25 protein-coding genes are annotated in these 12,045 nt (G+C 39.3%); all 25 read right to left on the minus strand.

Annotated features, from left to right (window positions below):
- Positions 1–97: 97 nt before the first annotated feature.
- The 25 genes from rplQ to rplB all read right to left on the minus strand — a co-directional run bounded on the left by rplQ (position 98) and on the right by rplB (position 12,039).
- Positions 98–481 carry a 50S ribosomal protein L17 gene (gene rplQ, locus PECL_RS06135; protein ID WP_014215708.1) on the minus strand — a complete coding sequence of 128 codons (384 nt, stop codon included), beginning with the start codon at positions 479–481 and terminating at the stop codon, positions 98–100.
- 21 nt (positions 482–502) lie between these two features.
- Positions 503–1,447 carry a DNA-directed RNA polymerase subunit alpha gene (locus PECL_RS06140; RefSeq protein WP_014215709.1) on the minus strand — a complete coding sequence of 315 codons (945 nt, stop codon included), beginning with the start codon at positions 1,445–1,447 and terminating at the stop codon, positions 503–505.
- An 84-nt stretch (positions 1,448–1,531) separates the two neighbouring features.
- Positions 1,532–1,921 carry a 30S ribosomal protein S11 gene (rpsK, locus tag PECL_RS06145; RefSeq protein WP_014215710.1) on the minus strand — a complete coding sequence of 130 codons (390 nt, stop codon included), beginning with the start codon at positions 1,919–1,921 and terminating at the stop codon, positions 1,532–1,534.
- 22 nt (positions 1,922–1,943) lie between these two features.
- Positions 1,944–2,309 (minus strand): 30S ribosomal protein S13, encoded by a 366-nt coding sequence (gene rpsM / locus PECL_RS06150; RefSeq protein ID WP_014215711.1) that lies wholly within the window; start codon positions 2,307–2,309, stop codon positions 1,944–1,946.
- Between the two features lie 20 nt (positions 2,310–2,329).
- Complete coding sequence (rpmJ, locus tag PECL_RS06155) at positions 2,330–2,449, minus strand: 50S ribosomal protein L36 (protein ID WP_011668476.1); 120 nt, start codon at positions 2,447–2,449, stop codon at positions 2,330–2,332.
- Between the two features lie 26 nt (positions 2,450–2,475).
- Positions 2,476–2,697: a translation initiation factor IF-1 gene (infA, locus tag PECL_RS06160; RefSeq protein ID WP_014215712.1), complete on the minus strand. Its 222-nt coding sequence runs from the start codon at positions 2,695–2,697 to the stop codon at positions 2,476–2,478.
- Positions 2,698–2,823: 126 nt separating this feature from the next.
- The gene (locus PECL_RS06165) at positions 2,824–3,483 is read right to left on the minus strand and encodes an adenylate kinase (RefSeq protein WP_014215713.1); all 660 of its coding nucleotides are present in this window, start codon (positions 3,481–3,483) and stop codon (positions 2,824–2,826) included.
- Between the two features lie 24 nt (positions 3,484–3,507).
- Positions 3,508–4,806 (minus strand): preprotein translocase subunit SecY, encoded by a 1,299-nt coding sequence (secY, locus tag PECL_RS06170; RefSeq protein WP_014215714.1) that lies wholly within the window; start codon positions 4,804–4,806, stop codon positions 3,508–3,510.
- Positions 4,806–5,240: a 50S ribosomal protein L15 gene (gene rplO, locus PECL_RS06175; protein WP_014215715.1), complete on the minus strand. Its 435-nt coding sequence runs from the start codon at positions 5,238–5,240 to the stop codon at positions 4,806–4,808. Before rplO ends, secY begins: the two co-directional genes overlap by 1 nt.
- A 21-nt stretch (positions 5,241–5,261) precedes the next feature.
- Positions 5,262–5,444, minus strand: coding sequence for a 50S ribosomal protein L30 (gene rpmD / locus PECL_RS06180; protein ID WP_014215716.1), 183 nt, complete (start codon positions 5,442–5,444; stop codon positions 5,262–5,264).
- 13 nt (positions 5,445–5,457) lie between these two features.
- Entirely contained in the window at positions 5,458–5,961 is a 504-nt protein-coding gene (gene rpsE, locus PECL_RS06185) for a 30S ribosomal protein S5 (protein ID WP_014215717.1), read from the minus strand.
- Between the two features lie 21 nt (positions 5,962–5,982).
- Positions 5,983–6,339 (minus strand): 50S ribosomal protein L18, encoded by a 357-nt coding sequence (gene rplR, locus PECL_RS06190; protein WP_014215718.1) that lies wholly within the window; start codon positions 6,337–6,339, stop codon positions 5,983–5,985.
- Positions 6,340–6,391: 52 nt separating this feature from the next.
- Positions 6,392–6,928, minus strand: a complete 537-nt coding sequence (gene rplF, locus PECL_RS06195; RefSeq protein ID WP_014215719.1) for a 50S ribosomal protein L6 — start codon at positions 6,926–6,928, stop codon at positions 6,392–6,394.
- Between the two features lie 25 nt (positions 6,929–6,953).
- A complete protein-coding gene (rpsH, locus tag PECL_RS06200; protein WP_014215720.1) occupies positions 6,954–7,352 on the minus strand; it encodes a 30S ribosomal protein S8 in 399 nt (132 codons plus the stop codon).
- 33 nt (positions 7,353–7,385) lie between these two features.
- A complete protein-coding gene (locus tag PECL_RS09880; RefSeq protein WP_002832260.1) occupies positions 7,386–7,571 on the minus strand; it encodes a type Z 30S ribosomal protein S14 in 186 nt (61 codons plus the stop codon).
- An 18-nt stretch (positions 7,572–7,589) separates the two neighbouring features.
- The gene (gene rplE, locus PECL_RS06205; RefSeq protein ID WP_014215721.1) at positions 7,590–8,132 is read right to left on the minus strand and encodes a 50S ribosomal protein L5; all 543 of its coding nucleotides are present in this window, start codon (positions 8,130–8,132) and stop codon (positions 7,590–7,592) included.
- A gap of 26 nt (positions 8,133–8,158) precedes the next feature.
- Positions 8,159–8,470 carry a 50S ribosomal protein L24 gene (rplX, locus tag PECL_RS06210; protein ID WP_014215722.1) on the minus strand — a complete coding sequence of 104 codons (312 nt, stop codon included), beginning with the start codon at positions 8,468–8,470 and terminating at the stop codon, positions 8,159–8,161.
- A 33-nt stretch (positions 8,471–8,503) separates the two neighbouring features.
- Positions 8,504–8,872, minus strand: coding sequence for a 50S ribosomal protein L14 (rplN, locus tag PECL_RS06215; protein WP_014215723.1), 369 nt, complete (start codon positions 8,870–8,872; stop codon positions 8,504–8,506).
- A gap of 51 nt (positions 8,873–8,923) precedes the next feature.
- The gene (gene rpsQ, locus PECL_RS06220; protein WP_014215724.1) at positions 8,924–9,190 is read right to left on the minus strand and encodes a 30S ribosomal protein S17; all 267 of its coding nucleotides are present in this window, start codon (positions 9,188–9,190) and stop codon (positions 8,924–8,926) included.
- Between the two features lie 26 nt (positions 9,191–9,216).
- Complete coding sequence (gene rpmC / locus PECL_RS06225) at positions 9,217–9,411, minus strand: 50S ribosomal protein L29 (RefSeq protein WP_014215725.1); 195 nt, start codon at positions 9,409–9,411, stop codon at positions 9,217–9,219.
- Positions 9,401–9,835, minus strand: a complete 435-nt coding sequence (gene rplP, locus PECL_RS06230; RefSeq protein ID WP_014215726.1) for a 50S ribosomal protein L16 — start codon at positions 9,833–9,835, stop codon at positions 9,401–9,403. Before rplP ends, rpmC begins: the two co-directional genes overlap by 11 nt.
- 2 nt (positions 9,836–9,837) lie before the next feature.
- Complete coding sequence (rpsC, locus tag PECL_RS06235) at positions 9,838–10,509, minus strand: 30S ribosomal protein S3 (protein WP_014215727.1); 672 nt, start codon at positions 10,507–10,509, stop codon at positions 9,838–9,840.
- 12 nt (positions 10,510–10,521) lie between these two features.
- Positions 10,522–10,869 carry a 50S ribosomal protein L22 gene (gene rplV, locus PECL_RS06240; RefSeq protein WP_014215728.1) on the minus strand — a complete coding sequence of 116 codons (348 nt, stop codon included), beginning with the start codon at positions 10,867–10,869 and terminating at the stop codon, positions 10,522–10,524.
- A gap of 12 nt (positions 10,870–10,881) precedes the next feature.
- Positions 10,882–11,163 carry a 30S ribosomal protein S19 gene (rpsS, locus tag PECL_RS06245; RefSeq protein WP_014215729.1) on the minus strand — a complete coding sequence of 94 codons (282 nt, stop codon included), beginning with the start codon at positions 11,161–11,163 and terminating at the stop codon, positions 10,882–10,884.
- A 27-nt stretch (positions 11,164–11,190) separates the two neighbouring features.
- A complete protein-coding gene (rplB, locus tag PECL_RS06250; RefSeq protein WP_014215730.1) occupies positions 11,191–12,039 on the minus strand; it encodes a 50S ribosomal protein L2 in 849 nt (282 codons plus the stop codon).
- Positions 12,040–12,045 lie beyond the last annotated feature (6 nt).

Here is a 12,045-nt window from a genome sequence, read left to right on the forward strand (position 1 = left end):
TTACCGTGGACTAGACTCGGAATGTTACCATTCCAACATCATAACGCCCTACCAATATCCTAGTGATAGATTTTGTTATATAAAAATTGATTAAGAATTAGTCAACTAACTCTAAAACAACCATTTGAGCTCCATCTCCACGACGAGGCATTGTCTTGTAAATACGTGTGTATCCACCTTGACGACCTTCGTAGCGTGAAGACAAGTCACTGAATAACTTTTGAAGTGCTGAGGTAATCTTAACATCATCATTATCTTCAGCAACATCAGCAACTACATTGCGAACGTAAGCAGCAGCTTGACGACGGGCGTGTAAATCGCCGCGTTTACCCAAAGTAATCATTTTTTCAGTTGTTGAACGAACTTCTTTCGCACGAGCTTCAGTAGTAACAATCTTCTCATTTACAATCAATTCAGTTGTAAGATTACGAAGTAATGCCTTACGCTGTGAGCTTGTACGACCTAATTTACGATAACTCATCTATGGTAACCCTCCTTGTGTTTAGTCTTCTGAACGTAATCCAAGTCCTAATGCTGCCAACTTCTCTTCAACTTCGACAAGTGACTTACGACCAAGGTTACGAACCTTCATCATTTGAGCTTCGGTACGATCAGTTAATTCTTGAACAGTATTAATTCCAGCACGTTTCAAACAATTGTATGAGCGAACTGAAAGGTCTAACTCTTCAATCGTCATTTCCAACATTTTTTCTTTATGAGTTTCTTCTTTTTCAACCATGATTTCAGTATCTTTAGCCTGATCATCAAGGTTAACAAAAATTGTTAAATGCTCAGTAAGAATCTTTGCTGATAAGCTAATAGCTTCACTAGCTGCCAACGAACCATCAGTCCAAACATCAAGAGTGAGTTTGTCATAATCGTCACGTTGACCAACACGTGTGTTTTCAACTTGGTAATTAACACGTTCAATTGGGGTATAAATAGAATCGATTGGTAATACTCCGATAGGCATATCAACCTTTCGAGCCTTATTTTCGTCCGCAGAGGTATATCCGCGACCTTTTTCAGCAGTAAGAACTGCATGGAACGTTGTACCTTCAGCAACAGTACAAATTGGTAATTCAGGATTTAAGATTGTGACGTCTCCGTCTCCAACGATATCTCCAGCAGTAACATTGGCAGGTCCCATAACATTGATTTCTAATGACTTTTCCTCATCAGATTCCACTTTTAAGGAAACCTTCTTCAAGTTCAAAATAATTTGGGTAACATCTTCTACAACACCCTCAATAGTTGAGAATTCATGTAAAACACCGTCTATTTGAACACTTGTTAAAGCTGCTCCTGGTAAAGATGAAAGTAAAATACGTCGGAGAGAATTCCCCAATGTTGTACCATACCCACGTTCCAAAGGTTCCACAACAAAACGGCCGTAGTTACTCTTTTCATCAACTTTATGAATTTTTGGCTTCTCAAATTCAATCATTCTAATTTTTACCCCTTTCAAAACGCTGTTAACATTCTGACATTGAATGTACGATAAAGTTTTGCCCTCAAACAGAACCGAACTCTATACACGACGACGCTTTGGAGGACGAGAACCATTATGAGGAACTGGTGTTACATCGCGAATAGCTGCGACTTCAAGTCCAGTAGACTGAAGTGCACGAATAGCAGCTTCACGACCTGAACCAGGACCCTTAACAGATACTTCAACTGTCTTCATACCATGTTCCATTGCAGCCTTAGCAGCAGCTTCTGATGCCATCTGGGCAGCAAACGGAGTTGATTTACGACTACCCTTAAAGCCAAGCGAACCAGCTGATGACCATGCAACAGCGTTTCCTTGAGGATCGGTAATCATAACTAAAGTATTATTGAATGTTGAATGAATATGTGCAACACCTGATTCAATATTCTTTTTTACTCGACGCTTACGTGAGTTTCTTTTAGTTGCCATAAAATATTTAGCCTCCTTTTATTTATTTTTTCCTACCTGCAACGGTAACTTTCTTACCCTTACGAGTACGTGCGTTATTCTTTGTATGTTGTCCACGAACTGGCAACCCACGACGATGACGCATTCCACGGTATGAACCGATCTCTTGGAGACGTTTGATGTCAAGACTAACTGCACGACGAAGATCACCTTCAACGCGGTAGTTATCAACCTCAGCACGAATCTTATCTTCTTGATCTGCTGTTAAGTCACGAACACGAACGTCTTCAGAAACATCAGCACTCTTAAGAATTTTTTGGGCAGTGGTATTACCAATCCCAAAAATATAAGTTAGACCAATGACAATACGCTTGTCACGGGGCAAGTCAACACCTGCTATACGAGCCATTTAATTCACCTCCACTATTATTATTTTCCTTGACGCTGTTTATGTTTTGGATTTGCAGAGCAAATAACCATAACGCGTCCTTTACGTTTAATTACTTTACAATGTTCACACATTGGTTTTACTGATGGACGTACCTTCATGAAAAAAACCTCCTAAACGAATAAAACTATTTGATAAAACGGTAAGTAATGCGACCCTTTGATAAATCGTAAGGTGACATCTCAACACGAACCTTATCACCAGGAAGAATCTTAATATAATGCATTCGAATCTTACCAGAAACATGTGCAAGAATCTCATGACCATTTTCAAGTTCAACCTTAAACATAGCGTTAGGTAATGTTTCACGAACCGTTCCTTCAATTTCAATGACGTTATCTTTAGCCACTAAAGCGTGCCTCCCATGAATTGCTTAATCAAAAATGCAACAATAACCCCTTGTTGGGGTTAAACCTGAACAATCTTATCACAAGCAAAAACTTTTTGCAAACATAACCGTGCGACAAGCACTAACTTAAATGGCCTTCAAAACTTTTTGGATGTCAGCGTATACTTTATCAATATCCTGATCACCATTAATATTGTAAAGGAGATGCTTGTCCTCATAGTAATCAATCAGCGGTGTGTTCAGTTTCAAGTTAACCGCGATTCGATTTTTAACAGTTTCCGGCTTGTCGTCTTCACGTTGATAAAATTCATGATGTCCACAAACATCACAAGTTCCCTCAACCTTAGGCGGATTATAAAGTTTATGATATGTAGCACCACAATTCTTACAAATAAATCTACCAGACAAACGTTCAACAAGTACTTCGGGATCAACATGAATGTTAATCACTGCAGTAACTTTTTTGCCAAGCTTCTCAGTCATTTGATCAAGAGCCTTGGCTTGCTCAATGTTACGAGGAAACCCATCTAACATATATCCCTGATTAACATCTTGCAATGATAAACGATCTTCAACAATTCCGTTGGTAACACTATCTGGTACAAGGTTTCCCTTGTCAATATACGATTTTGCTTCCAATCCCATCTTAGTTTCATTCTTCATAGCTTCCCGAAAAATGTCACCAGTTGAAATATGTGGAATGCTGAATTCATCAACAATCTTTTGGGCCTGAGTACCTTTACCAGCACCAGGCAAACCCATTAAAACTAAATTCAGTTTACTCACAATAAACTCTCCTCAGTTAAGATATTATTCACGAATAAAGCCGACATATTCACGTTTCATCATTAATCCTTCGATTTGATTAATTAAATCGATCGCAACACCAACAATAATAAGCAAACTAGTACCACCTAATCCAATGGATTCATCCAAGCCGAAAATATTTGAAGCAAGTAATGGAATAAGTGCAACTAATCCTAAGAATAAAGCACCAACCACGCTCAACCTCATCAACAAACGTGAAACATAATTCTGAGTTTCACGTCCCGGCCAGACACCAGGGATATAACTACCTTGTTTCTGCAAATTCTCAGAAAGCTTTTCCGGATTAACTTGTACAAAGGCATAAAAGAAAGTAAATAATACAATTAAAACAGTATAGAGAATTGCTCCATCCGTTGTTTGCATATTAAAAATGTCTTTCATTGTCTCATACCAACCTTCACCAGAATGATTAGCAGAAAATGCCATTAAAATCGTCTGGGGTGTTGAAATAAACGAACTAGCAAAAATAACAGGAATAACGCCGGCAACGTTAACTTTTAATGGAAGGTAACTACTCTCAGGAGCACCAGAAGCGCGTCGAGTATATTGTATAGGAACTTTTCGACTTGCTTGTTGGACCCAAGTTACAAAGATGACAATTGCCAATACTGCGACCAAAATTGATCCGGCGTAAAGGTAACTTTGTAACCATTGACTCTTAGGAGTATTAACAAACTGCTCAACATAAATTTGATGGATACCAGTAGGAGTTCTAGCAATGATACCAGCAAAGATAATCATTGAAACACCATTTCCAAGACCACGATCGGTAATCATATCACCCATCCAAGTAGTAAGCATCGTACCAGCCGTTAAGATTAAACCAATCGTTGCAAAGGTTTGAACTCCAGGCTCTTTAACAAGGTTCATTTGACTTAAATAGTTAAATCCAGCTGTAATACCGATCGATTGAACAAAAGCCAAAGCAACCGTTAAATACTTAGTAACTTGATTTAATTTACGTCGACCAACCTCACCTTGTTTACTCCACTCAACAAACTTTGGAACAATATCCATCTGTAACAGTTGAACAATGATTTGTGCTGTGATGTAAGGTGAAACCCCCATCGCAAAAATCGAGTAATTTGTTAATCCACCACCACTAAAAGTATTAATAATACCAACAAGTCCTGATGATGATAAACTTTGTAACGCTTTTGCATTTACGCCAGGTACAGTAATATAAGCACCCAAACGGAAAACGATCAAAATACCTAATGTGAAGAGAATCTTTTTTCTAATATCTTTCACTTTTAAAGCATTTACGATAGTTGCAAGCATTAAATCACCTCAGTTTTACCACCAGCAGCCTCAATAGACTTAACAGCACTTTCAGAGAACTTATTAGCCTTAACTGTAAGCTTCTTAGAAACTTCACCATTACCTAAAATCTTAACACCACTAAGACTCTTGCTAATGATTCCAGCTTTAAGTAATGCTTCAGGTGTTACCTCTGCGCCATCATCGAATACATTAAGACGATCAAGATTTACAACTGCATATTCCTTACGGTTAATGTTTGTAAAACCGCGTTTTGGAATTCGACGATAAAGTGGCATTTGCCCACCTTCAAAACCTAAACGAACTTTACTACGGGCCTTTTGACCTTTTTGTCCACGACCGGCAGTTTTACCTGTGCCAGAAGAAGTACCACGACCAATGCGCTTACGTGCTTTTCGTGAACCTTCACTTGGCTTTAATTCATTCAACTTCATGCAAGGGAACCTCCTTCTAAATTATTTTACTTCTTCAACTTCAATTAAGTGTGCAATGTGGAAAATTGCTCCACGAGTTGCCTCATTATTAGGAAGGACAACCGAGCTATTTACTCGACCCAAGCCTAATTCTTTAACAATTTTACGTTGCTTAGGGAGGCGATGTGTAGCACTTTTAATTAATGTAATCTTTACTTGAGACATCTGTGTTTCCTCCTTATTCAGCTAAATGATCTACTGAAACTCCACGAAGAGCAGCAACTTCATCTGCATTTCGCATGTTCTTTAGTCCTTCAAATGTTGCACGTACAACGTTAACAGGGGTATTTGATCCCAAACGTTTACTTGTAACATCATCAACACCAGCAAGTTCCATAACGGCACGAACAGCACCACCGGCTGCTACTCCAGAACCTTCAGGAGCTGGCTTCAAAAGAATACGTCCACCACCGTAAACACCAATGATTTCGTGAGGGAGTGTTGTTCCAACAATTGGAACTTCAATCAAACTCTTACGTGCAGTTTCAACAGCCTTACGGATTGCTTCTGGGACTTCTTGAGCTTTACCAGTACCAAAACCAACGTGACCATGCTTGTCACCAACAACAACCAAAGCAGCAAAACGTAGACGACGTCCACCTTTAACAACTTTAGTAACACGATTGATTGCAACGACACGATCTTCAATTTCTAATTTTTCTGGATCGATAAATTTAGACATGTAAGTTCTTCCCTCCTATCTTTAGAATTTAAGTCCGTTTTCACGAGCAGCTTCAGCCAAAGCCTGAATACGGCCATGATAGATGTAACCGCCACGATCAAAAACGACATTTTCAATCTTCTTTTCAACAGCTCTCTTAGCAACTAATGCACCAACTTGTGTTGCTACTTCAGTTTTTGAACCACCGGATACTTCGCTATCTAATGTTGAGGCACTAACAAGCGTTACACCCGCTACGTCATCAATCACTTGAGCGTAGATGTTTTTATTTGAACGATATACATTTAAGCGTGGGCACTCTGCAGTACCAGAGATTTTTGCACGAACACGGTTATGACGACGTTGACGTGCTTTATTCTTATCTGGTTTTGAAATCAAAATATTCACCTCTAAATTTTCATTATCAGCTGATCGGAATCAAGCTGCTATTTTACTTACCTGTTTTACCTTCTTTGCGACGAACATATTCGCCTTCGTAGCGTACACCTTTACCCTTATATGGTTCTGGTGAACGAACGGCACGTACTTCAGCAGCAAAATCGCCAACATGTTGTTTGCTAATTCCACTAACTTTGATATGTGTGTTATCTGGAACCTCGACAGTTAAGTCTTCTGGTGTTTCCATTTCAACAGGATTTGAGTAACCTAAGTTTAAGATAAGTGTTTTACCCTTAAGTTGCGCACGGTAACCAACACCAACTAATTCAAGATTCTTACCGAATCCATCAGTTACACCTTCAACCATATTGTTGAAGTTTGCACGTGTTGTACCATGTAATGCGCGCATCTTATTGTCATCGTTAGGACGAGTAAATGTAACAACGTTGCCATCAACACTCATTGTGATGTCATCAGCCATTATTCGTGTTAGTTCACCCTTTGGTCCCTTAACAGTAACAACGTTACCATCTTGTTTTACATCAACACCAGCTGGAATCTCAACTGGTTTATTACCAATACGGCTCATTAAAAGGCACCTCCTTGTTTAAAAATTACCAAATATATGCTAATACTTCTCCACCGATTTTCTTAGCGCGTGCTTCTTTATCAGTGATAACGCCTTGTGAAGTCGAAATGATTGCGATACCTAAACCGTTCAATACCTTAGGAACTTCATCAGCCTTTACATATGAACGCAAACCAGGTTTTGAAATACGCTTCAAACCAGAGATAACTCGTTCATTATTCTTTCCGTACTTAAGAAATACACGGATGATTCCTTGTTTGTCATCATCAATATATTCAACATCTTTGATAAAGCCTTCATTCTTGAGAATTTCAGCCATATCATGTTTGATTTTTGATGCAGGAACTTCTAATGATTCGTGGCGAACCATGTTCGCATTACGAATACGAGTAAGAAAATCTGCAATAGGATCTGTCATAGACATTGAGTATTACCCTCCTTTAACTCTGATTTAGTTTTACCAACTAGCTTTCTTCATACCTGGAATTTGTCCTTCATGAGCTAATTCACGAAGGCAAATGCGGCATAGATGGAACTTACGGTATACAGAGTGTGGACGACCACAACGCTCACAGCGTGTATATGCTTGAGTAGAAAACTTTGCAGGACGTTCACTCTTAACAACTAATGATTTTTTAGCCAAATTTATAGCTCCCTTCGCTTACTTTTCGAATGGCATACCTAATTGTGCCAACAACTCACGTGATTCTTCATCTGTATTTGCAGTTGTAACGATAACAATATCTAAACCACGAACACGATTTACATCATCATAATCAATTTCTGGGAAAATTAATTGTTCCCGAACACCCAATGTATAATTACCACGACCATCAAAGGCCTTAGCGCTAATACCATGGAAGTCACGAACACGAGGTAATGAAACATTGATTAACTTATCCAAGAAATCATACATACGTTCACCACGTAATGTTACCTTAGCACCAATTGACATACCCTCACGAAGACGGAAACCAGCAATTGACTTCTTAGCTTTTGTTACAAGAGGTTTTTGTCCTGAAATTAATTCAAGTTCAGCAACAGCTTCGTCCAAATTCTTTGAATTTGTAACAGCATCACCAACACCCATATTCAAAACAATCTTTTCAACCTTTGGTACTTGCATAACAGAACTATACTCAAACTTTTCTACTAAGCCTGGTGTAATCTCGCTAACATACTTTTCTTTTAAACGATTTGCCATGAAATATTTTTCCTCCCTTCGTTAGATTATTTGTCGATACTCTCGCCAGATTTTTTTGAAATACGTACTTTCTTGCCATCAACAATCTTATGACCAATACGAGTTGGTTCGTTTGTTGATGGATCGATTAACATAACGTTTGAAGCATGGATTGGTGCTTCAAGGTCTAGAATTCCACCTTGTGGATTTGCGTTGCTAGGTTTTTGATGCTTCTTAACCATGTTAAGTCCTTCAACAACGACACGGTTTTGTTTAGCAAGAGTTTTCTTAATTGTACCCTCTTTACCTTTATCTTTACCGCTAATTACGCGAACTTTGTCGCCAACTTTTACGAACATAAAATGTCGCACCTCCTTCGATCCGATGTTTGATTACAATACTTCAGGAGCTAAGGAAACGATCTTCATATAATCCTTGTCGCGCAATTCACGTGCAACAGGGCCAAAAATACGTGTTCCTTGTGGGCTCTTATCGTCTTTAATTAATACAGCAGCATTTTCGTCAAACTTGATATATGAACCATCGGTACGGTGTGCACCTTGTTTTGTACGAACAACAACAGCTTTAACAACGTCACCTTTTTTGACAACGCCACCTGGTGTTGCTTGTTTTACAGTAGCAACAATCGTATCACCAATGTAACCAAATTTAACATGAGAACCACCTAAAACCTTAATTACAAGTAGTTCACGTGCTCCAGAGTTGTCAGCAACTTTTAAACGACTTTCTTGTTGGATCACAGTTAGTGTCCTCCCTTCAATTTTGTATCAGAATACGAAAACATGATTGAACTAGATAATAACTGCCTTTTCAACAATATCGAGTAAGCGGAAGCGCTTTGTTGCAGATAATGGACGAGTTTCCATAATCCTTACGATATCGCCAGTCTTTGCTTCGTTATTTTCATCATGTGCCTTATATTTTTTTGAATATTTAACACGTTTCCCATAAACAGGATGTGTTTTGTAAGTGTCAATTTGGACAGTAATAGTCTTATCCATCTTGTCAGAAACAACACGACCTTGGTAAACTTTACGAGCGTTACGTTCTTCACTCATGAACTAAGTCCTCCCTTCGTATTCTTTTACTTGTTTAATTCTTGTTGACGTAGAGCAGTTTTGATTCGAGCAATGTTCTTGCGAACTTGCTTGAGGCGAGCCGTATTCTCAAGTTGACCAGTTGCCAATTGAAAACGTAAATTAAAAAGCTCGTCTTTATACTCTTTTTCTTTGTTAAGCATTTCGTCAGTGGTTAATTCATTAATTTCTTTAGCCTTCATCTGATTCGCCACCTACTTCCTCGCGAGTGATAATCTTTGTCTTTACAGGAAGCTTCATTGCCGCCAAGCGAAGAGCTTCGCGTGCAACTTCTTCAGAAACACCTGCAACTTCAAACATAACTTTTTCACGTTTTACTGGAGATACCCAACCTTCTGGACTACCTTTACCATTACCCATACGAACACCAACACCTTTAGAAGTGTAGGATTTGTGAGGGAAAATCTTAATCCAAACTTTACCGCCACGTTTCATGTGACGAGTCATAGCGACACGTGCAGCTTCAATTTGGCGGTTAGTAATCCAATGCGACGTTGTCGCTTGTAGACCATATTCACCAAATGATACCTTTGTACCACCCTTAGCAGCACCGCGCATACGACCACGATGTTCACGACGATGCTTTACTCGCTTAGGTACTAGCATAATTATTTCCCTCCTTGTTCTTTAACGTTTCCATTAACGTTTCTAGCAGCAGGTAAAACTTCACCACGATAAATCCAGGTTTTAACACCCAATTGACCATATGTAGTACGAGCTTCAACCCATGCATAATCAACGTCAGCACGAAGTGTGTGCAACGGAACAGTTCCTTCTGAATAATGTTCAACACGAGACATATCTGCACCATTAAGACGACCAGCAACCTGAGTCTTAATTCCTTGTGCACCAGAACGCATTGTGCGTTGCATTGCTTGCTTCATAGCACGACGAAATGCAACACGACCTTCTAATTGAGCAGCAATATTTTCACCAACAAGTTTTGCTTCGAGATCAGGTTTCTTGATCTCAATAATGTTGATGTGAACACGCTTGCCAGTTAAACTATTTAATTGTTTGCGTAACTTTTCAACTTCGGATCCACCTTTTCCAATAACCATACCAGGTTTAGCCGTATGAATTGAAACGTTAACACGATTTGCAGCACGTTCAATTTCAATTTTCGAAACTGACGCATCAGCAAGTTGTTTTGAAACGAATTCACGGATTTTGATGTCTTCAGCTAGGAAAGCAGCAAAGTCTTTGTCTGCATACCATTTTGATTCCCAGTCACGAATGACACCAACACGGAATCCATTAGGATTTACTTTTTGACCCACGTGTTATCCCTCCTATTTTTCTGATACAACAACTGTAATATGACTTGTACGTTTATTAATTGGTGAAGCAGAACCTTTTGCACGGGGACGGAAACGTTTCAACGTTGGTCCTTCATTAACAAAAGCTTTGCTAATAACCAAATCTTCGCGATCTAAGTCAAAGTTGTTTTCAGCGTTTGCCACTGCAGACTTCAAAACCTTTTCAACTACAGGTGAAGCACCGCGTGGCGTGAATTTTAAGATTGCAAAAGCTTCAGCAACACTCTTACCTCTGATAAGATCGACTACGAGACGAACCTTACGAGCAGCAATTCGAACAGTTTTTGCAGTAGCTTGTGTCGATGTAACTTGTTCAGCCATGATTCATCCTCCTTATTTACCAGATGTTTTTTTGTCGTCACCACCGTGACCACGGAATGTGCGAGTTGGAACAAATTCGCCAAGCTTATGTCCGACCATATCGTCTTGAACGTAAACTGGAACATGTTTTCTTCCGTCATACACAGCGATTGTGTAGCCGATGAAGCTTGGGAAAATTGTTGAACGACGTGACCATGTCTTAATTACTGACTTCTTGTCCGAATCCTTTTGAGCATCGATCTTCTTTAGAAGATGTTCATCTGCGAATGGTCCCTTTTTTAAACTACGACCCATTTATTAAACCTCCTTTGAAAACTTGTTCTAGATATTACCTAAACGACCACGTTTGCGACCACGAACAATAAACTTGCTTGACTTATTATGCTTGTTACGAGTCTTCTTACCAATAGTCTTCTTACCCCATGGAGAAAGAGGAGATGGACGACCAATTGGAGCCTTACCTTCACCACCACCATGTGGATGATCGTTAGGGTTCATTACAGAACCACGAACATGTGGACGTTGACCAGCATAACGAGTACGGCCAGCCTTACCAACATTTACAAGTTCATGTTCTTCATTACCAACAGCACCAATTGATGCACGGTTAGTAGCCAAGACCATACGTACTTCAGATGAAGCTAAACGAACAAGGACATACTTGCCTTCCTTACCAAGCAATTGAGCAGAAGCACCAGCAGAACGAACTAATTGTCCACCCTTACCAGGCTTTAATTCAATATTATGAATAACTGTACCAACTGGAATGTTTGTAAGTGGTAATGCGTTACCTACTTTAATATCAGCATCAGGTCCAGATTGAACCTTATCGCCTACTTTTAAGCCTTTAGGGGCGATGATATATGACTTAACACCATCAGCATAAACTAACAAAGCAATATTAGCTGTACGATTAGGATCATATTCGAAAGCCTTAACAACAGCTGGAACATCATCTTTAATACGTTTGAAATCAATAATACGGTACTGACGTTTGTTTCCACCACCACGATGGCGAACAGTCATGTGACCATAATTATTACGACCAGCAGTATGACTTTGAGATTCTAACAATGACTTTTCAGGAGCTTTTTTAGTGATTTCACTATAGTCCAACTGAGTCATTCCACGACGCGCATTGGTCGTTGGTTTAAATTTCTTAATCCCCACGTTATT

Origin of the sequence: Pediococcus claussenii ATCC BAA-344 (assembly GCF_000237995.1) — a bacterium.
GTDB classification, from domain to species: Bacteria; Bacillota; Bacilli; order Lactobacillales; family Lactobacillaceae; genus Pediococcus; species Pediococcus claussenii.